The organism is Pseudomonas sp. 8Z, assembly GCF_902506535.1.
GTDB lineage: Bacteria > Pseudomonadota > Gammaproteobacteria > Pseudomonadales > Pseudomonadaceae > Aquipseudomonas.
Window position 1 is genome coordinate 408063 of the sequence record NZ_LR733824.1, and the last position, 22175, is coordinate 430237.

General features: G+C 63.4%; 24 protein-coding genes. 7 read left to right on the plus strand and 17 right to left on the minus strand.

Annotation, left to right across the window (positions count from 1 at the left end):
* Nucleotides 1–108: 108 nt before the first annotated feature.
* Nucleotides 109–546, minus strand: a complete 438-nt coding sequence (locus AERO9A_RS01790; RefSeq protein ID WP_159970205.1) for a YqaA family protein — start codon at nt 544–546, stop codon at nt 109–111.
* A gap of 20 nt (nt 547–566) precedes the next feature.
* Entirely contained in the window at nt 567–1289 is a 723-nt protein-coding gene (locus AERO9A_RS01795) for a VC0807 family protein (RefSeq protein WP_159970206.1), read from the minus strand.
* A gap of 226 nt (nt 1290–1515) precedes the next feature.
* Between AERO9A_RS01795 and AERO9A_RS01800 the strand changes: the two genes are divergently transcribed.
* The 7 genes from AERO9A_RS01800 to AERO9A_RS01830 all read left to right on the plus strand — a co-directional run bounded on the left by AERO9A_RS01800 (nt 1516) and on the right by AERO9A_RS01830 (nt 6730).
* Nucleotides 1516–2280 (plus strand): ABC transporter substrate-binding protein, encoded by a 765-nt coding sequence (locus AERO9A_RS01800; protein WP_159970207.1) that lies wholly within the window; start codon nt 1516–1518, stop codon nt 2278–2280.
* A gap of 91 nt (nt 2281–2371) precedes the next feature.
* Nucleotides 2372–3079 carry a transporter substrate-binding domain-containing protein gene (locus AERO9A_RS01805; protein ID WP_159970674.1) on the plus strand — a complete coding sequence of 236 codons (708 nt, stop codon included), beginning with the start codon at nt 2372–2374 and terminating at the stop codon, nt 3077–3079.
* 54 nt (nt 3080–3133) lie between these two features.
* Nucleotides 3134–4135, plus strand: coding sequence for a type II secretion system F family protein (locus AERO9A_RS01810; RefSeq protein ID WP_159970208.1), 1002 nt, complete (start codon nt 3134–3136; stop codon nt 4133–4135).
* Nucleotides 4136–4285: 150 nt separating this feature from the next.
* A complete protein-coding gene (locus tag AERO9A_RS01815; RefSeq protein WP_159970209.1) occupies nt 4286–5158 on the plus strand; it encodes an oxaloacetate decarboxylase in 873 nt (290 codons plus the stop codon).
* A 69-nt stretch (nt 5159–5227) separates the two neighbouring features.
* On the plus strand, nt 5228–5494 hold the full coding sequence (locus AERO9A_RS01820; protein WP_159970210.1) for a DksA/TraR family C4-type zinc finger protein: 267 nt from the start codon (nt 5228–5230) through the stop codon (nt 5492–5494).
* Between the two features lie 74 nt (nt 5495–5568).
* Nucleotides 5569–6012 carry a hemerythrin domain-containing protein gene (locus AERO9A_RS01825; RefSeq protein WP_159970211.1) on the plus strand — a complete coding sequence of 148 codons (444 nt, stop codon included), beginning with the start codon at nt 5569–5571 and terminating at the stop codon, nt 6010–6012.
* Between the two features lie 175 nt (nt 6013–6187).
* Entirely contained in the window at nt 6188–6730 is a 543-nt protein-coding gene (locus AERO9A_RS01830) for a transposase (RefSeq protein WP_159970212.1), read from the plus strand.
* A 243-nt stretch (nt 6731–6973) separates the two neighbouring features.
* Here the strand turns inward: AERO9A_RS01830 and ureC are convergent, their stop codons facing one another.
* From ureC to AERO9A_RS01905, 15 genes are all read right to left on the minus strand, one after another.
* Entirely contained in the window at nt 6974–8674 is a 1701-nt protein-coding gene (gene ureC, locus AERO9A_RS01835; protein WP_159970213.1) for an urease subunit alpha, read from the minus strand.
* Nucleotides 8675–8785: 111 nt separating this feature from the next.
* The gene (locus tag AERO9A_RS01840) at nt 8786–9094 is read right to left on the minus strand and encodes an urease subunit beta (protein ID WP_159970214.1); all 309 of its coding nucleotides are present in this window, start codon (nt 9092–9094) and stop codon (nt 8786–8788) included.
* A complete protein-coding gene (locus AERO9A_RS01845; protein ID WP_159970215.1) occupies nt 9091–9624 on the minus strand; it encodes a GNAT family N-acetyltransferase in 534 nt (177 codons plus the stop codon). The genes AERO9A_RS01840 and AERO9A_RS01845 overlap by 4 nt, the downstream gene beginning before the upstream one ends.
* Before the next feature lie 4 nt (nt 9625–9628).
* Complete coding sequence (locus AERO9A_RS01850) at nt 9629–10129, minus strand: GNAT family N-acetyltransferase (RefSeq protein WP_159970216.1); 501 nt, start codon at nt 10127–10129, stop codon at nt 9629–9631.
* A gap of 3 nt (nt 10130–10132) precedes the next feature.
* Entirely contained in the window at nt 10133–10435 is a 303-nt protein-coding gene (ureA, locus tag AERO9A_RS01855) for an urease subunit gamma (RefSeq protein ID WP_003246897.1), read from the minus strand.
* Nucleotides 10436–10518: 83 nt separating this feature from the next.
* Nucleotides 10519–11355, minus strand: a complete 837-nt coding sequence (locus tag AERO9A_RS01860) for an urease accessory protein UreD (RefSeq protein ID WP_159970217.1) — start codon at nt 11353–11355, stop codon at nt 10519–10521.
* Between the two features lie 175 nt (nt 11356–11530).
* Nucleotides 11531–12289 (minus strand): SDR family NAD(P)-dependent oxidoreductase, encoded by a 759-nt coding sequence (locus AERO9A_RS01865; RefSeq protein ID WP_159970218.1) that lies wholly within the window; start codon nt 12287–12289, stop codon nt 11531–11533.
* A 463-nt stretch (nt 12290–12752) separates the two neighbouring features.
* Nucleotides 12753–13451: an urea ABC transporter ATP-binding subunit UrtE gene (gene urtE / locus AERO9A_RS01870; RefSeq protein WP_159970219.1), complete on the minus strand. Its 699-nt coding sequence runs from the start codon at nt 13449–13451 to the stop codon at nt 12753–12755.
* A 99-nt stretch (nt 13452–13550) separates the two neighbouring features.
* Complete coding sequence (gene urtD / locus AERO9A_RS01875) at nt 13551–14387, minus strand: urea ABC transporter ATP-binding protein UrtD (protein WP_159970220.1); 837 nt, start codon at nt 14385–14387, stop codon at nt 13551–13553.
* Complete coding sequence (gene urtC / locus AERO9A_RS01880) at nt 14384–15472, minus strand: urea ABC transporter permease subunit UrtC (RefSeq protein ID WP_159970221.1); 1089 nt, start codon at nt 15470–15472, stop codon at nt 14384–14386. The genes urtD and urtC overlap by 4 nt, the downstream gene beginning before the upstream one ends.
* A gap of 111 nt (nt 15473–15583) precedes the next feature.
* Nucleotides 15584–17158, minus strand: a complete 1575-nt coding sequence (gene urtB / locus AERO9A_RS01885; RefSeq protein WP_159970222.1) for an urea ABC transporter permease subunit UrtB — start codon at nt 17156–17158, stop codon at nt 15584–15586.
* Between the two features lie 112 nt (nt 17159–17270).
* Nucleotides 17271–18536 carry an urea ABC transporter substrate-binding protein gene (gene urtA / locus AERO9A_RS01890; protein WP_159970223.1) on the minus strand — a complete coding sequence of 422 codons (1266 nt, stop codon included), beginning with the start codon at nt 18534–18536 and terminating at the stop codon, nt 17271–17273.
* A 63-nt stretch (nt 18537–18599) separates the two neighbouring features.
* Nucleotides 18600–19304 (minus strand): GntR family transcriptional regulator, encoded by a 705-nt coding sequence (locus tag AERO9A_RS01895; RefSeq protein ID WP_159970224.1) that lies wholly within the window; start codon nt 19302–19304, stop codon nt 18600–18602.
* A gap of 8 nt (nt 19305–19312) precedes the next feature.
* Nucleotides 19313–21112, minus strand: a complete 1800-nt coding sequence (gene atzF / locus AERO9A_RS01900) for an allophanate hydrolase (RefSeq protein ID WP_178111081.1) — start codon at nt 21110–21112, stop codon at nt 19313–19315.
* 213 nt (nt 21113–21325) lie between these two features.
* Complete coding sequence (locus AERO9A_RS01905) at nt 21326–21919, minus strand: MarC family protein (RefSeq protein WP_159970226.1); 594 nt, start codon at nt 21917–21919, stop codon at nt 21326–21328.
* Nucleotides 21920–22175: the final 256 nt, after the last annotated feature.

Genomic DNA, 22175 nt, shown 5'->3' on the forward strand with positions numbered 1-22175 from the left:
TACTCTGCCTGCGCGGCGCGCTGCGCAGTATTACGGAGGCGCGTCCGTTGCTCAACTGCATTGCGTAATCTGCGCGTAACCACGTATGTCCTGGCGCTTTGTAGGGCTTCACATCCATGCCAGGGTAATGGCCGCCAGTACGCCGTAGCGTGCGCCCTTGGCCAGGGTGACGATGAGCGCAAAGCGCCATAGCGGCTCGCGCATGACCCCGGCAACCAAGGTCAGCGGATCGCCGATAACGGGCATCCAGCTCAGTAGCAGCGACCAGCGACCATAGCGCGCATACCAGGCTTGCGCCTGCTCCAAGCGCGTATCGCTGACCGGGAACCAGCGCTTGTGCCGGTAATGTTCCAGCGAGCGACCCAGCAGCCAGTTGACCCACGAACCCAGTACGTTGCCCAGCGTGGCCACTGCCAGCAGCGCCCAGGTGGCGTGGGCGCCGCCGAGCAGCAGGGCCACCAGCACGGCCTCCGACTGCAGCGGTAACAGGGTGGCTGCAGCGAATGCTGAGAGCAGCAGCCCCAGGTAAGCGGACGAGAGCAGCATGGGCAGCCCGCGTCAGCGGCTCAGGACTGGCGCTCCTGATTGGCCATTATCTCTTCCAGGCTCAGCCCGGTCAGGCCGTGGATGGTCTTCCACAGGTAGTAGAAGATCGCCATGAGCATGATCATTGAGGGAATGGCGATCATCGGGTAGCTGAGCAGCGTCATGCGCCCGAGCTCATCGTTGAAGGCTTCGGTGCCAGACGGGCTGACCACGATCCATTTGGCCAGCGCATAGTTCATCGCCGAAGAGAAGAAGAACGTGCCGCTGAGCCAGTAGGTGGCGCGCATCAGGCGCGTCTCGAAATGTTCGACATGGCCGCCTTGCTCCAGACGTTCGTGGATCTTGTCGACATTCAGTACGGTCTTGTTGAACAGCAGCGTGCGGATCAAGGGATAGCGTGTACGCGTCGATACCAGCACGGCAATGCCGATCAGGCCGGGGATGGCCGCTTCCTTGACCGCCAGCCATTGGGTATCGAGGTGCAGCAGGCCGATACCGCCGGTCAGCGCCACGCTGATCAGGCCGAGCAGGGCAATGAAATTGAATTTGCGGTACTTGATCAGCTCGAACGCGCCCCAGCCCAGTGGCAAGGCCAGGGCCAGCAGCAGAGCGCCATCCGCGCCGAGGCGCTGCTCGCCGCTGAGCTTCATGAGGATGAACGAAGGGATCAGAATGCTGATGGCCAGGTCGATCAGTGGGCGCGGTTTATGAGTCGGGGTCGAGCTGTCTGTAGTGGAGGTCATAGCGATCGAACAGCGAAATGGGACGCTGATGATCGCCTGAGCGCGCCTGCAGAGCCAGCCCGACCGTCGCCCGGATTATGAAAAAGTATGAGCGATGACTGCTTGCAGACAGCCGGGGCCGCCATGCATCACGTCTGCTGCAGGATGACGACATGGGATTGACGCCTTAATATCGCCATGTGGTGAGCAGTTTTTGTCGTCGCTCATCCACTTTGCGGATGTATTCATGTTCAAACCCATAGCACTTGCCGTACTGCTGTCGTGCCTGAGTCTCCCGCTCATGGCCGATGAGCTGCGCCTGTATACCGAAGAGAACCGGCCCTTCACCTACTTGGAGGGCGGTCGGCCGCACGGCATGACGGTGCAAGTGGTCGAAGAGTTGGCGCGCCGGCTTGGCGTGCCTGCTCAGATCGAGATGGTGCCTTGGACACGTGGCTATCATCAGGTGCGCCAGCAACCCGATACCGCGTTGTTCCCTGTGGTGCGTACTGCTCAGCGTGAAGACCACTTCCAATGGGTTGGCCCCATCGCTGTCGGGCGTACGGGGTTCTACAGCCGCCGTTCTGATCATCTGCGCGTGCGCAATCTCAAGGAGTTGGCCCAGATGGGCACTCTGGCTGTGCCCAAACAGTGGTACAGCCACGAAGTGCTGGCTGCCAAGGGGCTGAAGAATCTCTACGGTGTGGCGACTCCCGCCGACATGCTGCGCCTGTTTCATCACGGGCGGGTAAAGCTGATCATTGCCAATGACCTGAGCCTCGATGCGATGTTGGCCGAGCAGGGCATGTCCGTTGATGAGGTGCAGTGGCAGTTCGACCTGATGCCAACGGCTTCCTATATCGCTTTTTCCCCGCAGACCTCGCCAACGCGGGTTGCTCAGTGGCGAGCACAGTTGCAGAGCATGCGCGTGGACGGAACGCTGGAGCGGTTTTATCGCCAGTGGTTCCCGCAGGCTACGGAGGAAGAAGTGAACGAGTTGATAGGCCGATGAGCGGTTGTTCCTCCTGGCTGCTAGGCTGCTGCTATAGGGAGGATCTACCGTGTTGATACGTCTCGGTATTGCATTGATCTGTCTCTGCGCGATGAGTGCAAGGGCCGATGCGCTGCGTCTACTCACCGAGGATGCCGCGCCGCTGAGTTTCCGGCGTGATGGCCAACTTGAGGGGCTATCGGTTGCCGTGGTGCGGGCGTTGATCGCGCGTACTGGCGATGACGCGCGTATCGAGTTAATGCCCTGGACGCGTGCCATCCACCTGACCGAGAACCAGGCCGACACCGGATTGTTCTCCACGGTGCGGACTGCCGAACGCGAGGCGCGTTTTCAATGGGTCGGCCCGATTCTGGTGGGTACGACCCGCTTCTACTCGATGAAGTCGCGCAAGCTGAATATTTCCACGTTACAGGATGCCGCCGCCAGTGGGCCGCTGGCAGTGCCCAAGCGCTGGTACACCTACGAAGTGCTCAGCAGCCAGGGATTCAGCAATCTGTATGGGGTTTCCAGTGCGCGGCAAATGCTGACGATGCTCAAGTTTGGACGTGTCAATCTGATTGCCACCGAAGACCTGACACTGAGCTATGAGCTGGCGTCTGTCGGTTTACGCCCGGATGACCTGACCGAACACCTGCCCTTGATGCGTTCGGCCTATTACATCGCCTTCTCCACACGCACTGACCCTGCGCGCGTGGCACGCTGGCGCCAGGCATTGGTTGCCATGCACAAGGATGGCAGCCTGGGCAGCATTGTGCATCGCTGGCTACCCCAGGCCAGTGTGCCGGAGCCTGAGCCGTAGCCGTCTGCGTGGCGGCTCGTTACCCTGTCCGCGCTGCTCCCTTTGGTACTTGTCATGCTTCCTTCAGTTGCCTTTCTCGATTTGCATGAACGTGCTCGTTTGTTCGAGCACCTGGCGGCCATGGAGCAGGCGGGCGTGCCGGTCGCGCAGGCGCTGGCGAGCCTGACGCTGGCGCGACGGCACAGCGCGCGCTTGCAGCGCTTGCGCCAGCATGTGAACGGCGGGCGAGATCTGGCGACTTCCGGCCAACTGAGTGGCGTATTCACGCCACTGGAAGTTGCCTTGCTGCGAGCGGCGCAGCAGGCCGGTGCCTTGGGGCATCTGCATGCGCAACTGGCTCAGCGTTATGCTGCGCAGTCTCGGCAGGCGCGGGCACTGAAGTCGCGCATGCTGCCGCCGGTCGGGGTATTGCTGCTGGCGCTGGCGGTCAAGCCATTGCCTGCCTTGGTGGCGGGTACGTTGAGCCTGGTCGGCTATCTGGCCGCTGTGCTGTTACCGCTGTTGCTGCTGTTCGCCTCTCTGTTGCTGGTGCGTAGCGCCTGGCGCTATTGGCAGCGGCGTCGTGGGCAGCGGGCGTCCCGAGTCGATGATCTGCTGCTGGCGCTGCCGCTGCTCGGGCGCATGCAGGGCGCGGCGGATATGCGAGATTTTTGCGATAGCTTTGGGCTGTTGCTGGAGGCTGGCGTACCGGTACTCGATGCTTTGCCGCAAGCCTGTCGCACATTGGCCAACGCCAGGCTGCGGCGGGAATTCGCCAGCGTGGCTGGGCGTGTTGCCGCCGGGCAGTCATTGGTCGGTGCCTTTCAGGCCCTGTCGTTTCCCGGCAAGGCCATGCTTATCGCGCAGTTGAGCAGCGCCGAGGCCGTCGGGCGGCCAGGTCAGGCGCTGCTGCGCTTTGGCCAGCTACAAGGGGCGCAGCTTGCATCCAGCCAGCAGGCGCTGGCCATCTGGTTGCCGCGTTTGGCCTATCTGGCGGTGGCTGCGTGGATGGCCTATGCGCTGCTGACCAGCGGTGGATTCATGCCACAACTGCCGGCCGAGCTGGCTGGCCGATAAATTGCTGTAGAAGGCGAATTGGCGTCCAACAGGCGCCGAACGAGCAATGCCGACGAAAGCCTGATGCAAGTGCCTTGCGCTAGCATTGGCGGCGTCTACGCGATGACTAAAAAGAGAAAAAGCGATTCAACCGACTTTGGAATACGCCCCATGCCCATCCTTCAACGTGCATCCCATCATGAGCTGCGCAGTGCCTTTCGTGCACTGCTGGCTTCCGACCGCTGTTATCACACCGCCTCGGTCTTCGACCCGATGTCGGCCCGTATCGCCGCTGATCTCGACTTCGAGGTCGGCATTCTCGGCGGCTCCGTCGCCTCTTTGCAGGTGCTCGGCGCCCCGGACTTCGCCCTGATCACCTTGAGTGAGTTCGTCGAGCAGGCCGCGCGAATTGGCCGCGTGGCGCGTTTGCCGGTGATCGCCGATGCCGACCACGGCTATGGCAATGCCCTCAACGTCATGCGTACCGTGGTCGAACTGGAGCGCGCAGGCGTTGCTGCACTGACCATCGAAGACACCCTGTTGCCGGCTCAGTTTGGCCGCAAGTCCACCGACCTGATTTCCATTGAAGAGGGCGTGGGCAAGATCCTCGCCGCACTGGAAGCGCGCGTTGACCCGGATCTGTCGATCATCGCCCGTACCCATGCCGGTGTACTGGAAGTCGATGAAGTGATCCGCCGCACCCGCGCCTACGAGGCGGCCGGTGCCGATGGCATCTGCCTGGTCGGGGTCAAGGATTTCGCCCACCTCGAACAGATCGCCGAAGGCCTCAAGGTGCCGCTGATGCTGGTCACCTACGGCAACCCGGAACTGCGCGACAACGAGCGCCTGGCGCATCTGGGCGTGCGTATCGTGGTTAACGGCCATGCCGCTTACTTCGCCGCGATCAAGGCCACCTACGACTGCCTGCGCGAGCAGCGCGGCGCCCAACCTTGCGACCTCAACGCCACCGAACTGACGCACAAGTACACGATGCCCGAGGATTACATCGTCTGGGCCAAGGAGTTCATGGAAGTCCGCGAGTAACGACGGGCAGCTCTTGCACTTCATCTGCGCCGGGCGCATATCTGTCCGGCAAGCAGAAGGAGATCGAGCATGGCAGGTGGTTGGGCAAGCGACAGTGCAGTGCAGGAGCAGATCGACAGCAGCATCGAGGACGCCGTCGCGCGTGCCCGCAGCCAGTTGCCGAAAGGTGAGAGCCTGCGTCACTGCGAAGAGTGCGACGCGGTCATTCCCGAAGCGCGCCGCCGGGCCATTGTCGGCGTGCGCCTGTGCGTCAATTGCCAGACCGAGCACGACCGGGAGAACGCCGCTTTCACGGGGTACAACCGTCGCGGCAGCAAGGACAGCCAACTGCGCTGAGCAAGCGATGCGGCACCTATCGCTGAGCTGATGGTCTAGTGCTACTAGACCGTGACTCAGGAGGAGATGCCCGCATGACGATTTTCGAAGCCTTGCGTATCAGCCACGACATCCAGCGCGATCTGGCCCAGAAACTGGTTGCTACCCAGGGCGACAGCGCTGAGCGCCATGCCCTGTTCGCCCAGCTCAAACAGGAGCTGGCGGTGCATTCGGTGGCCGAGGAGCGCCATTTCTATATTCCCCTGATGCAGCAGGACGCTGGCGTCGACCTGTCGCGCCATGCGATTGCCGAGCATCACCAGATGGACGAAATGATCGAGGATCTGGAAGAAACCGACCCCAGCAGCCCGAGCTGGCTGGCGCAGGCCAAGGCGCTGGCGCATAAGGTCGAGCATCACCTCAAGGAGGAAGAACACACCTTCTTCCAGATGGCCGGCAAGCTGCTGCGCGACAAGGAGAAGCAGCAACTGGCCGGTGATTACCTCAGCGCCTACGACGAGATGAAGCAAGCGTCCTGAATGGGCTAGCCTCAATGGCTGTGGCGGGTTTCACCCGCTCTACACATGACCCGTAGGGCGGGTGAAATCCGCCAGAATGTCAAAACAGACCAGGTGATTTGTGCAGGCGAGCAATCGCCTACCCGTAGGGCGGGTGCAACCCGCCACTTATCAAATCTGCAACAAGGACGTTGCCATGCCCGACTACCGCCGCGCCGCCGTTCCTGGCGGCGCCTATTTCTTCACCCTCGTCACCGAACGGCGCCAGCCAATCCTCACCCATCCCGATATCCGCCAGGCCTTGCGCGAGGCAATCCAGACCGTGCGCCTGACCCAGCCCTTCACCATCGACGCCTGGGTATTGTTGCCGGATCACCTGCATGCCATCTGGCGTTTACCGCCTGACGACGCGGACTTTTCCAATCGCTGGCGACTGATCAAGCGGCATGTCAGCCATGCCTGTCGCAATTACAACCGTATCGACCTGCTGAGCGAGCGACGTCAGGTTAAGGGGCAGGGCACGCTTTGGCAGCAACGCTTCTGGGAGCACCTGATCCGCGATGAGAACGACTACACCCGCCATTTTGACTACCTGCACGGCAATCCGCTCAAGCACGGCCTGGTGACGCGTGTGCGGGACTGGCCCTGGTCGTCGTTTCACCGTTGGGTGAAGCAGGGCGTTTACCCGATTGATTGGGGCGGTGATTCGAACCTTGATGACCTGGGCGTCGGAGAGTGAATTGGCGGGTTGCACCCGCCCTACAGGTTTGCGCAGGCGGGCAATCGCCTTCCCGTAGGGCGGGTGCAACCCGCCAGCATGTCAAAACAAACCAGGCGGTTTGCGCAGACGAACAATCACCTTCCCGTAGGGCGGGTGAAACCCGCCAGCATGTCAAAGCAGACCAGGCTGTTTGCGCAGGCGAGCAATCACCGTTCCTGTAGGGCGGGTGAAACCCGCCATTTGTCATTTCAGCCAGGGATGTCAGAACAGGAAATAGCGCTGCGCCATCGGCAGCACGTCGGCCGGCTCGCACCAGAGTAACTGGCCGTCGGCCTTGACCTGGTAGTTCTGCGGATCGACCTCGATATTCGGCAGGTAGCCGTTGTGGATCAGGTCGGTCTTCTGCACCTCGCGGCAGCCTTTGACCACGCCGATCTGCTTCTTCAAACCAAGCTGCTGCGGCACGCCGGCCTCGAACGCCGCCTGGCTGATAAAGGTGATGCTGGTGGCATGGCGGCTGCCGCCGTAGCTGGCGAACATCGGCCGGTAGTGCACCGGCTGCGGCGTCGGGATCGAGGCGTTGGCGTCGCCCATCAGGCTGGCGGCAATCGCCCCGCCTTTGAGGATCAGCGTCGGTTTGACGCCGAAGAAAGCCGGGCGCCACAGCACCAGGTCGGCCCATTTGCCCACTTCGATCGAGCCCACCTCATGGCTGATGCCGTGGGTGATGGCCGGGTTGATGGTGTACTTGGCGATATAGCGCTTGGCGCGAAAGTTGTCGTTGCCCGGCACGTCTTCGGGCAGCGGGCCGCGCTGCTGCTTCATCTTGTCGGCGGTCTGCCAGGTGCGGGTGATCACCTCGCCGACGCGGCCCATGGCCTGGCTGTCGGAACTGATCATGGAGAACGCGCCGAGGTCATGCAGGATGTCTTCGGCAGCGATGGTCTCGCGGCGGATACGGCTTTCGGCGAAGGCTACGTCCTCGGCGATGCTCGGGTCGAGGTGGTGGCAGACCATGAGCATGTCCAGGTGCTCGTCGATGGTGTTCTTGGTGAACGGCCGCGTCGGGTTGGTCGAGGACGGCAGCACGTTGGGGAAGCCGCAGGCCTTGATGATGTCCGGTGCGTGGCCGCCACCGGCACCCTCGGTGTGGTAGGTGTGGATGGTGCGGCCCTTGAACGCGCCAAGGGTGGTTTCGACGAAGCCGGACTCGTTCAGGGTGTCGGTGTGGATCGCCACCTGCACGTCGTACTGATCGGCGACCGACAGGCAGTTGTCGATGGCCGCCGGGGTGGTGCCCCAGTCCTCGTGCAGCTTCAGACCGATGGCACCGGCCTTGACCTGTTCGATCAACGGTTCGGGCAGCGAGGCGTTGCCCTTGCCGGTGAAGCCCAGGTTCATCGGGAAGGCGTCGGCGGCCTGGAGCATGCGCGCCATGTGCCACGGCCCGGAGGTGCAAGTGGTGGCGTTGGTGCCGGTGGCCGGCCCGGTGCCGCCACCAATCATGGTGGTTACGCCGCTCATCAGCGCTTCTTCGATCTGCTGCGGGCAGATGAAGTGGATGTGGGTGTCGATGCCGCCAGCAGTGAGGATCATGCCTTCGCCGGCGATCACCTCGGTGCCGGCGCCGATGGCGATGGTTACGTCGGGCTGGATATCCGGGTTGCCGGCCTTGCCGATGGCGTGGATGCGTCCGTCCTTGAGGCCGACGTCGGCTTTGACGATGCCCCAGTGGTCGATGATCAGCGCGTTGGTGATCAGGGTGTCGACCACGTCGGCGGCGCACAGTTGGCCCTGGCCCATGCCGTCGCGGATGACCTTGCCGCCGCCGAATTTCACTTCTTCACCGTAGGTGGTGAAGTCCTTCTCAACCTCAATCCACAGGTTGGTATCGGCCAGGCGCACCTTGTCGCCGACGGTGGGGCCGAACATGTCGGCGTAGGCTTGGCGGGAAATTTTCATCAATGAAGTCCTGACACAGTGCGTTCGGTTTAGCTCTGTGGGAGGGGCTTTAGCCGCGATGTCGCTGGAATCGCGGCTAAAGCCCCTCCCACAGGCCCTGATAAAGTGTGCTTAATCCAGGTCGCCCATCACCCGGCCGGCGAAGCCGAACACCCGGCGCGCGCCAGCCAGCTCGACCAGCTCCACCTCGCGGCTTTGCCCCGGCTCGAAGCGCACGGCGGTGCCAGCCGGGATGTTCAGGCGCATGCCGCGTGCGGCGGCGCGGTCGAACAGCAGGGCGTCGTTGGTCTCGAAGAAGTGGTAGTGCGAGCCGACCTGAATCGGCCGGTCGCCGCTGTTGGCCACTGAGAGGGTGAGGGTGCGGCGACCGGCATTGAGCTCGATCTCGCCGTCGGCAATCTGGTATTGGCCAGGAATCATGGTGCAGGCCTCGCAAGCGTCTTGTAGTAGATGGCATTGGCCCGGTAGGTACCGTCCGGGCCGCAGGCGTAGTCGGGTAGGCCACCAATGCATTGGTAGCCGAGGTGGCGATAAAACTGTTCTGCGTCGCTGCCAGCCTCGGTGTCGAGGTAGAGCAGGCCACGTTTGCGGGTTGCCGCTTGCTGCTCGACGGCTTGCATCAGCAGGCGGGCGATACCACGACGACGTGCCGTGCTCAGTACCAGCAGTTTTTGAATCTCTGCGCGGTTAAGTCCGTTGGGCTTCTGGCACAGGCTTAGTTGCACGCTGCCCAGAACGCGATCTTGCTCATGAGCGATCCAGAGCAGCAACGAACCCTCCAGTAGCGCCGCTTCGACTTGAGCGAAATAGTCGTCAGCAGCCTGTGCATCGAGGTCGGCGAGAAAGCCCACCGACGCACCGTGCTCGACCGCATCGAGCAGCAGGGTGTTCAGACCCTGGCGATAAGAGGCGAAGTCGCTGGGGGTGAGCGTGCGCAGCGTCACGTCCATGGGCTCACTCCAGAATCAATTGCATAAAGGTCAGATCCAGCCAGCGGCCAAACTTGCGACCGACCTGGGGCATCTGTCCGCTGGTGACGAAGCCTGCGCGCTGGTGCAGGCGGATCGAGGCGGCGTTTTCCGACTCGATGGCGGCGACCATGACGTGCAGGCGGGCTGCGCGGGCGCGTTCGAGCAGCGCCTGCATCAGCAGCGCGCCGAGGCCCTGGCCGCGCTGGTCGGCGCGCACGTAGACCGAGTGCTCGACGGTGTGTTTATAGCCGTCGTGCGGACGCCAGGCGCCGTAAGTGGCGTAGCCGAGTACCTCGCCGGCGGCATCACGCGCCACCAGCACGGGAAAACCGGCGGCTGTGCGTTCGGCCAGCCAGGCACGACGGTTGGCCAGATCCACCAGGATTTCGTTCCAGATCGCCGTGGTGAACTCCACCGCGTCGTTGTAGATGGCGAGGATGCCGGGTAGGTCGGCCTCACTGGCGTCTTGAATCGAGTAACTCATGACTTATGCAATCGGCTGGTGGACGGTCACCAGCTTGGTGCCGTCGGGGAAGGTGGCTTCGATCTGGATTTCCGGGATCATTTCCGGCACCCCTTCCATCACCTGTTCGCGGCTCAGCAGGGTGGTGCCGAAGTGCATCAGCTCGGCCACGGTCTGGCCGTCGCGGGCGCCTTCGAGCAGGGCGGCGGAGATATAGGCCATGGCCTCCGGGTAGTTCAGCTTGACCCCGCGCGCCAGGCGGCGCTCGGCCACCAGGCCGGCGGTGAAGATCAGCAGTTTGTCTTTCTCGCGTGGACTCAGATCCATCGTGTTACTCCATTGGGGCGTATGCCTGGCATCGCCGGAATGTGTCGTGGTGGTGGGGCGGGTGTCGCTTTATACCTCCGCCGTCATGTACTCCAGATGCGTGGTGGCACGGCTTCGCGGCCCAGCAGTGCCGGGCGTAGCAGGCGCCACAGGGCGATCAGCCAGGCGCGCGCCTTGAGCGCTTCGCTGGCCAGGCAGCGGGCGACCAGCAGGCCGGACAGTTGGCTGAGGTCGCCGCGCACGCCGTCGACTTGCAACTCGCGGCAGCGCTCCAGCAGCTCGCTGTCCAGCTCGCCGCTGACCAGCAGGGTGGCGAACACCGGCTGGCCGTCGAGGCCGATGGGTGAGTCGAGCAGGCCGTCGCCGCCGCTCACGCGCTGGCGCTCGTGCCACAGCAGCTTGCCGTCGCGGCGCACGTCCAATACGGCCTGGAAGTGGCCGCTGGTAAAGCGTTCGTCGGCAGCCGGGCGACCGAGGGCGATGATGTCCCAGTAGAACAGGCGGGCGTCGCCGTGCAGGTCGATCTGCGTATGCAGTTCGGCCTGGGCACCGGCATAGATGATGGTTTCCTGCGGCAGCCATTCCAGGGTGGCGCCGGCATCGACGCGCAGGCGCAGATGCTGATGGGCCACGCCTGCTGCGCGATACCACTTGGCCGCGCCGGGGCTGGTGAGCTGTGCCCAGCTTTTTTCGCCGGCATGGGCGCTGATGTCCAGGCGGTCGCCGCCGGCAATGCCGCCAGGTGGGTGCACGATGATGTGCTGGCAAACCTGCGGCCCTTCCGCGTACAGGTGTTTCTGCACTCTAAGTGGGCCTAGGTGGCGTCTTTGCACTGGCGTGGTGCGTTCGCCCTGGCGGGCATAGGCCAGTTCCAGCTCGGCAGGCCAGCTAGGCGTGAACAGGGCGGCAGGCAGATTCATGGCAGGGCGGGTGTTCCACTCGATTATTGACCGAGTGGGCAAGCAAGAGGCGTGCCCCGAACCAATTCGGTGCGCGTTGGCCTTTGTGTTCAGGCACCCTGTGATTGCATATGTGCTGCGGGCTTGGTGGCCGTAGGGCGAGCGCATCAGGCACGCTCGCCCTACGGTGAGCGTTTCAATCGCGGTCGACGGCGAAGGGCGCCCAAGCCTGGCGGCTCGGCATGATTTCCAGGCGGTTGATGTTGATGTGATCCGGCAGGCTGGCGACGTAGAAGATTTGCTCGGCGATGTCTTCGGCGGTCAGCGGCGTGGTGCTGCTGTACAACGCGTCGGAAGCGGCCTGATTGCCCTTGGTACGCACCAGGGTGAACTCGGTTTCGGCCATGCCCGGTGCGATATCGGTGACGCGTACGCCGGTCGATACCAGGTCGCAGCGCAGGTTGAAGCTGAACTGTTTGACGAAGGCCTTGCTGGCGCCATACACGTGGCCGCCCGGATAGGGCCATTCACCGGCCACCGAGCCGATGTTGATGATGCTGGTGCCCTTGCCGATCTCCAGCAGCTTGGGCAGCACCGCGTGGGTGACGTTGACCAGGCCGGTGATGTTGGTGTCGATCATGGTGTGCCAGTCTTCCAGGGCCACCTTCTGCGCAGCTTCCGGGGCCAGCGCCAGACCCGCGTTGTTGACCAGCACGTCGATGCGATCGAACGGCGCTTGCAGGCCATCGACCAGCGCCTTCACTGCTGCGGCGTCGCGCACGTCAAGTGTGGCGATGTGTACCGGCACCTTGTCCTGCAGTTCTGTCTGCAATTCTTCCAGGCGCTCCAGACGTCGACCGCTGAGCACCAGGGCCCAGCCCGCTTCGGCGAAGCGTCGTGCCGTGGCGCGGCCGAAACCGGATGTTGCGCCTGTGATGAATGCCACCTTGCTCATGGATAACCTCGTTTCTCACAGTTGGATCGCTGGTTATACGCCAGCGATGGTCATACGGACAGTTCGAGGAACTGCTGCACGCGTTCGGTTGCCGGTTTGATCAAGAGTTTCCGGCGCGCATGTCTCGATCAGCAGGCCCTTTTCCAGGCACTTCACCTGATTCGAGGCCCGGCGTGTCGAAGAGGATAACCTTTGAGCACGGGTGTTTATTGGCTTGAATGAGCTCAAGCCACAAGATGCGGCCCGTGCACGCCTTCGGCTCCATGTTTTCGCCATGGCCTATCACCAGCAACTGACGCTCTCTGGATAGAGGATCTGGCGGGTTGCACCCGCCCTACATTTCTATCGGATCGCCACCAGGGCGCGCATGCCTTCGGTTTCCAGTTTTCGCCATGGCCCATCATCAGTTATTGATGCTCTCTGATGAAGGATTAGGCGGGTTTCACCCGCCCTACGCTGCGCATCAGATCGCTACCAGGCCGCGCACGCCTTCGGCTTCCATGTTCTCGCCACGGCCTTGCTGGACGATCTCGCCACGGCTCATCACCAGGTACTGGTCGGCCAGTTCGGCGGCAAAATCGTAGAACTGCTCGACCAGCAGGATGGCCATGTCGCCACGCTCGGCGAGTTTCTTGATTACCACGCCGATCTCCTTGATCACCGAGGGCTGGATGCCTTCGGTAGGCTCGTCGAGGATCAGCAGGCGCGGCTGGCTGGCCAGGGCGCGGCCAATTGCAAGCTGTTGCTGCTGGCCGCCAGAGAGATCGCCGCCACGGCGGTGCTTCATCTCGCGCAGCACCGGGAACAGCTCGTAGATAAATTCCGGTACGGCCTTGGCCTGGCTGCCGGGAAAGCGTGACAGGCCCATCAGCAGGTTTTCTTCCACGGTCAGGCGACCGAAGATTTCGCGCCCCTGCGGCACGTAGGCGATACCGGCGTGCACGCGCTGGTGCGGTTTGAAGCCGGTGATGGCCTTGCCTTCCCATTGCACGCTGCCGTCTTTGGCCGGGATCAGGCCCATCAGGCATTTGAGCAGGGTGGTTTTGCCCACACCGTTACGACCGAGCAGGCAGGTGACTTCGCCGACCTTCACGTCGAACGACAGGCCGCGCAGGATGTGGCTGCCGCCGTAATACTGGTGGAGTTGTTGGACTTGCAGCATATCGATGTCCTTTATTCGTTTTGCGGGCGGCGAACCGATTAGCCGCGATGCTTTTGATCTTTAAGCGCTCGCGGCTAAAGCCCCTCCCACAGGTATGCGTTAGCGCCCCAGATAAACCTCGATCACCCGCTCGTCGTTCTGCACCTGCTCCAATGAGCCTTCGGCCAGCACGCTGCCCTGGTGCAATACGGTGACGTGATCGGCGATGGAGCCAACGAAGCCCATGTCGTGCTCGACCACCATCAGCGAGTGCTTACGCGCCAGGGACTTGAACAGCTCGGCGGTGAATTCGGTTTCGGCGTCGGTCATGCCCGCCACCGGCTCGTCGAGTAGCAGCAGGTGCGGCTCCTGCATCAGCAGCATGCCGATCTCCAGAAACTGCTTCTGGCCGTGCGAGAGCAGGCCAGCCGGGCGGTTGCGTGAGCTGTCCAGGCGGATGATCTGCAGCACTTCGTCGATGCGGTCGCGCTGCTCGCCGCTGAGTTTGGCGCGCAGGCTGGCCCATACCGATTTGTCGGTCTTCTGCGCCAGTTCCAGGTTCTCGAACACCGAGAGCGCTTCGAACACCGTGGGCTTCTGGAACTTGCGGCCGATGCCGGCCTGGGCGATTTCCACCTCGCTCATGCGGGTCAGGTCGAACTGTTCGCCGAAGTAGGCCACGCCATTGTCCGGGCGGGTCTTGCCGGTGATGACGTCCATCATGGTGGTCTTGCCGGCGCCGTTGGGGCCGATGATGCAACGCAGTTCGCCGACGCCGATGTACAGCGTCAGGTTGGTCAGCGCCTTGAAGCCATCGAAGCTGACGTTGATATCTTCCAGGGTGAGGATGGTGCCGTGGCGCACGTTGACGCCCTTGCCCAGTACCGGGCGGGTGTCCAATGCGCTGGGATCCAGGGCGGCTTCGAGCATGGTTTCAGGTACCGGAGTGGCTCTCATTGATCCTTTTCCTTGCGTAGCAGGCCCACCACGCCACGCGGCAGATACAGGGTGACGACGATGAACAGGGCGCCGAGCGCGAACAGCCAGTATTCCGGGAAGGCCACGGTGAACCAGCTCTTCATGCCGTTGACGATACCGGCGCCGAGCAGCGGCCCGATCAGCGTGCCGCGCCCGCCGAGGGCGACCCAGACGGCGGCTTCGATGGACTGCGTCGGCGCCATCTCGCTGGGGTTGATGATGCCCACCAGCGGCACGTACAGCGCCCCGGCCAGACCGCACAGCACCGCGCTCAAAACCCAGATGAACAGCTTGTAGCCACGCGGATCGTAGCCGCAGAACATCACCCGATTCTCGGCGTCACGCAGGGCGGTGAGCACACGGCCGAACTTGCTGCGCGCCAGGCGAAAGCCCAGGTACAGGCTGCCGACCAGCAACAAAACGGTGGCCATGAACAACACCGCGCGGGTGCCCTGCGCGGTGATGTCGAAGCCGAGAATGCGGGTGAAACCGGTAAAGCCGTTGTTGCCGCCGAAGCCGGTTTCGTTGCGGAAGAACAAGAGCATGCCGGCGAAGGTCAGCGCCTGGGTCATGATCGAGAAGTACACGCCCTTGATCCGCGAGCGGAAGGCGAAGAAGCCGAACACCAGCGCCAGCAGGCCGGGCGCCAGTACCACCAGGCACATGGCCCAGAGGAAGCTGGAGGTACCGTACCAGTACCAGGGCAGCTCGTTCCAGGCGAGAAAGCTCATAAAGGCTGGAAGGCCGTCACCGGCGCTCTGGCGCATCAGGTACATGCCCATGGCGTAGCCGCCGAGGGCGAAGAACAGGCCGTGGCCCAGCGACAGCATGCCGGCGTAGCCCCAGACCAGATCCAGCGCCAGGGCGACGATGGCGTAGCAGAGGATCTTGCCCACCAGCGTTAGGCTGTAGGCCGTCACGTGCAGGGTGTGGTCGGCGGGCAGCAGATGCAGTAGCGGCATGGCGACAAGGATCGCCAGCACCAGCAGGCCGATGCCCAGCGAGATCTGCGGGCCGAGCTTGGCGCTGGCGCGGGCCAGCAGCGTTTGATTTATCGCATTCATCAGTCGATCACTCGTCTGTTATTTCCGTAGGGCGGGTGCAACCCGCCGCACAGCGATGGCGTTCGGTAGAGGTGGCGGGTTTCACCCGCCCTACGCTCGATGGCGCGCTCATCAATCGATCACCCGGCCTTTCAAGGCGAACAGGCCCTGCGGGCGTTTCTGGATGAACAGAATGATCAGCGCGAGGATGAGGATTTTGCCCAGCACGGCGCCAATCTGCGGTTCGAGGAACTTGTTCACCACCCCCAGGCCGAAGGCAGCCAGCACGCTACCGGCCAACTGGCCAACGCCGCCGAGCACCACCACCAGGAAGGAGTCGATGATGTAGCTCTGGCCGAGATCCGGGCCGACGTTGCCGATCTGGCTCAGGGCCACGCCGCCAAGGCCGGCGATGCCGGAGCCGAGGCCGAAGGCGAGCATGTCCACGCGCCCGGTGGGCACGCCGCAGCAGGCGGCCATGTTGCGGTTCTGCGTCACGGCACGCACGTTCAGGCCCAAGCGCGTCTTGTTCAGCAGCAGCCAGGTCAGCACCACCACGAACAGGGCGAAGCCGATGATGACGATGCGGTTGTACGGCAGCACCAGATTCGGCAGCACCTGCATGCCGCCGGAGAGCCAGGCCGGGTTGGCCACTTCGACGTTCTGCGCGCCGAAGGTGACGCGCACCAGTTGAATCAGGATCAGGCTGATGCCCCAGGTGGCCAACAGGGTTTCCAGCGGGCGGCCATAGAGATGGCGAATCACCGTGCGCTCCAGCGCCATGCCGATGCAGGCGGTGACCACGAAGGCAATCGGCAGCGCGGCCAGCGGATAGAGTTCGAGATAGCCTGGGGCGAGTTTCTGAAAGCTCAGTTGCACCACGTAAGTGGTGTAGGCGCCGAGCATCAGCATCTCGCCGTGGGCCATGTTGATCACCCCGAGCAGGCCGAAGGTGATGGCCAGGCCGAGGGCGGCGAGCAGCAGGATCGAGCCCAGCGACAGGCCGCTGAAGGCCTGGCCGAGCACCTCGCCGATCATCAGTTTGTTGTTGATCCGCGCCAGGCTCTGACGTGCGGCGCTGAGCACCGTGGTGTCGCTCTCCTGGCCGCCGTCGATCAGCGACTGCAGACGGGTGCGTGCCAGTGGCTCTCCGGTTTCGCCCAGGCGCTGCACCGCGGCCAGGCGCACGGCGGGATCCTCGGCCACCAGTTGCAGGTTGGCCAGGGCCAGGGTGATGGCGTCTTTTACCGCGTTATCGGCTTCGATGCTCAGACGACTTTCCAGCAGTGGCAGCAGGGCCGCCGGGGTGTTGCGTTGCAGTTGCTGGGCGGCCTCAAGGCGCTGGGCCGCATCATCGCCGAGCAATTGATGGCTGGCCAGGGCGGTGGCGGTCAGGCCGCGCAAACGGTTGTTCAGGCGCACCTTGCGCGGCGTGCCGTTGGCTGCGGCGTCGCCTTCGGCGGCCTGCCAGGTGTCGTCATCCTGTTCGATAAAGGCGCGCTTGTCGGCGTCGCTGCCAACGCGGCCCTGCTGCAGGGCCTGCAGCAGCGGCATGCGTTCGGCTTTGGGCGCGGCGGCCCAGCTTTGCAGCAGCTTGGCCTGCTTGCCAGCGTTGGCGGCGACGAAGTCGTCGGCCTCGCCCGCGTTCGCTGCCAGTGGCAGGCAGAGCAGCAGGCTCAGCAAAATTCGGGTAAGGGCAGTGTGCATCAGGTGTGTCCTTGGCGTAGCCCGGATGCAATCCGGGACAGCTCTCCCCGGATTGCATCCGGGCTACTTTTGTCCTCTCCCTGCACGGTCGGTGCAGGGAGAGGCTTTTGCCTCAGTTCGACTTGACCGGGTGATCCGGCTTCTTGTCGTTGCCTTCGATGTACGGGCTCCACGGCTGGGCGCGAATCGGGCTCTCGGTCTGCCAGACCACGGAGAACTGACCGTCATCCTGGATCTCGCCGATCATCACTGGCTTGTGCAGGTGGTGGTTGGTCTTGTCCATGGTCAGGGTGAAGCCGCTCGGCGCGTCGAAGGTCTGCCCGGCCATGGCCTCGCGCACCTTGTCGACGTCGGTGGTGCCGGCCTTCTCGACGGCCTGCGCCCACATGTGGATGCCCACGTAGGTGGCTTCCATCGGGTCGTTGGTGACCACGGTGTTGGCATTCGGCAGGTTCTTGGCCTTGGCATAGGCCTTCCAGTCGGCGACGAACTTCTCGTTGACCGGGTTATCCACGGACTGGAAGTAGTTCCAGGCCGCCAGGTGGCCGACCAGCGGCTTGGTGTCGATGCCGCGCAGTTCTTCTTCGCCCACGGAGAAGGCCACCACCGGCACTTCGGTGGCGTCCAGGCCCTGGTTGGCCAGCTCCTTGTAGAACGGTACGTTGGAGTCGCCGTTGACGGTGGAGATCACGGCGGTCTTGCCGCCGGCGGCGAACTTCTTGATGTTGGCGACGATGGTTTGATAGTCGCTGTGGCCGAAGGGGGTGTAGATCTCTTCGATATCCTTGTCGGCGATGCCCTTGCTGTGCAGGAAGGCGCGCAGGATCTTGTTGGTGGTGCGCGGGTAGACGTAGTCGGTGCCGAGCAGGAAGAAGCGCTTGGCGCTGCCGCCGTCTTCGCTGAGCAGGTATTCCACCGCCGGGATGGCCTGCTGGTTTGGCGCGGCGCCGGTGTAGAAGACGTTCGGCGACATTTCTTCGCCTTCGTATTGCACCGGGTAGAACAGCAGGCCGTTGAGTTCTTCATAGACCGGCAGCACGGATTTGCGCGACACGCTGGTCCAGCAGCCGAAGGTCACGGCGACCTTGTCCTGGGTCAGCAGTTGGCGGCCCTTCTCGGCGAACAGCGGCCAGTTGGAGGCGGGGTCGACCACCACCGGCTCCAGTTTCTTGCCGAGCACACCACCCTTGGCGTTGATCTCGTCAATGGTCATCAGCGCCATGTCTTTGAGCGAGGTTTCCGAAATGGCCATGGTGCCGGACAGCGAGTGCAGGATGCCGACCTTGATGGTCTCGGCGGCCTGGATGGTCCAGGACAGGCCCATGGCGGCGATGGACGCGGAAAGAGTGAAGGCCTTGATCAGGCGGCGACGTTGCATGGTGCGATCTCCATTCTCGAATGTGAGTAAGCGGACAGCGTTGTTATGGGTATGCAGTGAAGGTCATGGCTTTGTCGGCTCTACGCGCTGGCGCGCGCCGTACAGCCTGTGCAAGGTGATGCTGTGCACCTGCGCCTGGCTGACCTCTATATGGCTCTTGAGCAATTGCTGTGCCTCTTCTGAACGACGGGTCAGGATTGCCTGGAGAATCTGCCCGTGCTCGGCGTAGGTGAGGTCGATGCGCGGCGCCTGGGTGAAGTCCAGGCGCCTTAGAATGCGGATCTTCTCGCTGACCTCACGGTGCACGCGGGCCATCTCCTGATTGCCGGCGGCCTCCAGCAATTGGCAGTGAAAGGCCTCGTCGAGCTGAGCTACGACGGCGCCATCCTGCAAGCGCTGCTGTTCTTGCACCAGCCAGGTGCGCGCGAGCGCTTGCAGTGCAGTGGGTTGTTCGTCGGTGGGGCGCTGGCAGATGCGCCGCACCGCTTCGAGTTCGAGGACGATGCGCAGCTCGTAGAGCTCGTCGAACTGCGCGAAGTCCAATGCCCGTACCTGCCAGCCGCTGCGAAAGTGCACGTCCAGATAGCCGTCGCGTTGCAAGCGGTGCAGCGCCTGGCGCACCGGCGTGCGGCTGGCGGCCATGCGCGCGGCGACCTCGCCTTCGGAGAAGCGATCACCGGGCATCAGGCGGAACTCGAAGATGTCGTCCTTGAGCCGGGCGTAGATGCGCTCGGCCAGGCTCTGCGGGCGTTCGGCGGTACTCGACATGAGCGGGCTCAGGCCTTGGTGCTGGCGATAAAGGCGCGCCAGCCACCGAAGCTGGTGATATCGCGCGCGCCGTCCAGCGCATAGGGCTCGCAGATAAAGCCCTTGACCCAGCGGCCGTCGGCCAGCTCCAGGTTGCCGATGCCCAAGGGTGGCGGGATTTCCGCGACGAATTCGCCGAAGCGCGCCTGCGGTATGTCCCACAGCTCGACGATGATCGCCGCGCCATCTTCGGCAACCCGCGCCAGGCCTGGTTTGGGCGGTACGGTGCCGGGCAGCGCGTAGAGGCGGTAATGCGCGGCGCTGGTGGTCTGCTCCACCAGCACGGCATCGCGTGTGCTGAGCTGGAAGTTCAGTGGCATGCCGGTCAGGTGTGCGCCGACCACGGCGACGCGGATGCTGCCGGGTGCCTGTTTGTCGCTGGCAGTTTGCGCAGGTAGCGGCTTGCCGGTGGCGCCCAGCGGCAGATTGAGCGCCTGCTGCCAGCGCTGGCCGAAGGCGGCCAGTGCCTGGTCATGCCAGGCCGGAGCGATCAGGGTGATGCCGGCCGGCAGGCCATCTGCGCGAAAGCCTGCGGGCACGGCCAGAGCGGACAAGTCAGCGAGGTTGGTGAAGTTGGTGTAGGTGCCGAACTGGCTGTTGAACAGCACGGGTTCGGCCTCCATCTCAGCCAGGGTGCGAATGGTCGGCGAGGTCGCTACGACCAGCGCGTCGAAGTCGGCCAGCACGTCGTTGATCACGCGACTCAGTTCGGCGCGGATGTATTCGGCCTTGTAGGCATCGCAGGCGCTGTACTTGTGGCCGCCCGCGACGATGCCGCGCACCACCGGGTTGATGTGTTCGGGGTTCACGCCTTCCACCGCGACGGTGCGCTCGGCAACCCAGGAGCCGTAGTAGAGCTGCTCGGCCAGTTGCTGGAAGGGGGCGAAATCGATTTCCACCAGCTCGGCACCCAGCTCGCGCAGTTTACCCAGCGCGGCCTCGTAGACGGCCTGGTTCTGGCTGTCGCCGAAAAACTCGGGGTTGCTCGGCACGGCCAGGCGCGGCTGGGTCGGCATGCCGACCTTGGCGCTGTTGGGGTTCTTGCGGCTGTAGGCATCGGCGGCGTCATAGCCACCGGCGATATTGGCTACGGTTAGAGCGTCGCTGACGGTCAGAGCGAACACGGAGATGCAGTCCAGGGTGCGGCATGCTGGTACCAGACCGGTGTTGGGCAGCCAGCCCTTGGTCGGTTTGAGCCCGACGATATTGTTGAAACCGGCTGGTACGCGGCCCGAGCCGGCAGTGTCGGTGCCCAGGGCGAAGGGCACCAGGCCACGGGCGACCACGCTGGCCGAGCCGGAGCTGGAGCCGCCGCTGACGTAATCCGGGTCGAAGCTGTTGCTGACCGCGCCATAAGGCGAGCGGGTGCCGACCAGGCCGGTGGCGAACTGATCGAGGTTGGTCTTGCCGATCAGGATGGCGCCGGCGGCGCGCAGGCGGGCGACCACGGTGGCGTCGGCCGCAGCTTCGTAGGCGAACTCGGGGCAGGCGGCGGTGGTTGGCCAGCCTGCGGCGTCGATGTTGTCCTTGATGGCGAAGGGCACGCCGTACAGCGGCAGTTTGCTGGTGTCGCCACCTGCAGCTTGCAGGGCGGCGGCCAGGTCGGCGAACTGCTTGGCGAGTCGCGCTTCGCTAGCCAGGATGATCCAGGCGTTGTCGGCGTCGTTCAGTTCGGCGCGCAGAGCGCCGATCAGCTCGGCAGGTGTTTGGCCATCGCGGTAGGCCTGTTGCCATTGGGCGAGAGTGAAGGCATGAGGTGCGTTGCGCATGTGCTGAGATCCCATCTTGTATCCAAGTTGGGGTCAGCAGAGCAACGAGGGTGCCAGGTCGCTGCAGGCTTGTATTTTCAGGGGTTACAGCGCGTTGACTGCGATCATGGCGGGGCTTTCGCACCGAGCTGGGGCCGACCTGCAAGCGAATGGTGCAGCGCTTTAGCGGCTGTTGGTGCGCGCAGCGTCGAGTACGAGATACCGCCTGAAGCCTCAAGGCATCAGATAGTTCTTCACCCCGGTGAAGATGATCTGCGCGGCCAGGGCGCAGACGAAAAGGCCCATCAGGCGGCTGACGATCTGCAAGCCCTGATCACCGAGCAGGCGCTCGAACTGGTTGGACAGGTACAGCACCACGCCGACGGTGAGGCTGGCGAGGAAGATCGCCGCCACGGCCACCAGCTTGTCGTCCCAGTTCGGATGCCCGGCGCCCATCAGCAGCAGCGCACCGATGGTGCCGGGGCCGACGGTGATGGGAATGGTCAGCGGCACGATGGTCACATCCTGCTGCACGTTGTCGCTCTGCACCGCCGATTTGCCCTGGGCCATGCCGAGGGCGGAGATGAACAGCACGCTGCCGGCGCCAATGCGGAAGGCGTCGATGGTGATGCCGAACAGGGTGAAGATATGCCGACCGAACAGGTACAACAGCACGCTGGCCACTAGCACGCCGGCGGCCACCTTCCAGGCCAGGCGCTTGCGCTCCTTGAGCGTGTAGCCGCGGCTCAGGCCGATGAAGCACGAGAGGACGAAAAATGGGCTGTAGAGCACCAGCAGTTTCAGGTAGAGCGTGAACAGTTCGGACATCGAGGGCTCGTGTGCAAAGAGCTGTGAGAGTGGGGCAACAGCGTAGGGCGGATGCAACCCGCCATTGATAATCAGGCGGCGGGTTTCACCCGCCCTAAGAGCCTGTTCACGATCTTTCTCCGCTGTGTAACGAAATTGGTGGGCTGAAGCCCACCCTACGGGATCCGAGCAACTGTAGGGTGGGCTTCAGCCCACCGTCTCATCATAAATTGCAAGATTTTGCAGATAAACGGATAGAAACTAGCTTAAAGATCAT

Coding starts and splice junctions, on each gene's coding strand:
- AERO9A_RS01805 (WP_159970674.1), top strand. CDS start 2,372: ATGAGTGCAAGGGCCGATGCGCTGCGTCTACTCACCGAGGATGCCGCG.
- urtB (WP_159970222.1), bottom strand. CDS start 17,158: ATGCACACTGCCCTTACCCGAATTTTGCTGAGCCTGCTGCTCTGCCTG.
- atzF (WP_178111081.1), bottom strand. CDS start 21,112: ATGCGCAACGCACCTCATGCCTTCACTCTCGCCCAATGGCAACAGGCC.
- AERO9A_RS01810 (WP_159970208.1), top strand. CDS start 3,134: ATGCTTCCTTCAGTTGCCTTTCTCGATTTGCATGAACGTGCTCGTTTG.
- AERO9A_RS01905 (WP_159970226.1), bottom strand. CDS start 21,919: ATGTCCGAACTGTTCACGCTCTACCTGAAACTGCTGGTGCTCTACAGC.
- ureA (WP_003246897.1), bottom strand. CDS start 10,435: ATGGATCTGAGTCCACGCGAGAAAGACAAACTGCTGATCTTCACCGCC.
- AERO9A_RS01820 (WP_159970210.1), top strand. CDS start 5,228: ATGGCAGGTGGTTGGGCAAGCGACAGTGCAGTGCAGGAGCAGATCGAC.
- AERO9A_RS01825 (WP_159970211.1), top strand. CDS start 5,569: ATGACGATTTTCGAAGCCTTGCGTATCAGCCACGACATCCAGCGCGAT.
- urtD (WP_159970220.1), bottom strand. CDS start 14,387: ATGAGAGCCACTCCGGTACCTGAAACCATGCTCGAAGCCGCCCTGGAT.
- AERO9A_RS01840 (WP_159970214.1), bottom strand. CDS start 9,094: ATGATTCCTGGCCAATACCAGATTGCCGACGGCGAGATCGAGCTCAAT.
- urtC (WP_159970221.1), bottom strand. CDS start 15,472: ATGAATGCGATAAATCAAACGCTGCTGGCCCGCGCCAGCGCCAAGCTC.
- AERO9A_RS01790 (WP_159970205.1), bottom strand. CDS start 546: ATGCTGCTCTCGTCCGCTTACCTGGGGCTGCTGCTCTCAGCATTCGCT.
- AERO9A_RS01815 (WP_159970209.1), top strand. CDS start 4,286: ATGCCCATCCTTCAACGTGCATCCCATCATGAGCTGCGCAGTGCCTTT.
- AERO9A_RS01895 (WP_159970224.1), bottom strand. CDS start 19,304: ATGTCGAGTACCGCCGAACGCCCGCAGAGCCTGGCCGAGCGCATCTAC.
- AERO9A_RS01850 (WP_159970216.1), bottom strand. CDS start 10,129: ATGAGTTACTCGATTCAAGACGCCAGTGAGGCCGACCTACCCGGCATC.
- AERO9A_RS01800 (WP_159970207.1), top strand. CDS start 1,516: ATGTTCAAACCCATAGCACTTGCCGTACTGCTGTCGTGCCTGAGTCTC.
- AERO9A_RS01845 (WP_159970215.1), bottom strand. CDS start 9,624: ATGGACGTGACGCTGCGCACGCTCACCCCCAGCGACTTCGCCTCTTAT.
- AERO9A_RS01795 (WP_159970206.1), bottom strand. CDS start 1,289: ATGACCTCCACTACAGACAGCTCGACCCCGACTCATAAACCGCGCCCA.
- AERO9A_RS01865 (WP_159970218.1), bottom strand. CDS start 12,289: ATGAGCAAGGTGGCATTCATCACAGGCGCAACATCCGGTTTCGGCCGC.
- urtA (WP_159970223.1), bottom strand. CDS start 18,536: ATGCAACGTCGCCGCCTGATCAAGGCCTTCACTCTTTCCGCGTCCATC.
- AERO9A_RS01830 (WP_159970212.1), top strand. CDS start 6,188: ATGCCCGACTACCGCCGCGCCGCCGTTCCTGGCGGCGCCTATTTCTTC.
- AERO9A_RS01860 (WP_159970217.1), bottom strand. CDS start 11,355: ATGAATCTGCCTGCCGCCCTGTTCACGCCTAGCTGGCCTGCCGAGCTG.
- ureC (WP_159970213.1), bottom strand. CDS start 8,674: ATGAAAATTTCCCGCCAAGCCTACGCCGACATGTTCGGCCCCACCGTC.
- urtE (WP_159970219.1), bottom strand. CDS start 13,451: ATGCTGCAAGTCCAACAACTCCACCAGTATTACGGCGGCAGCCACATC.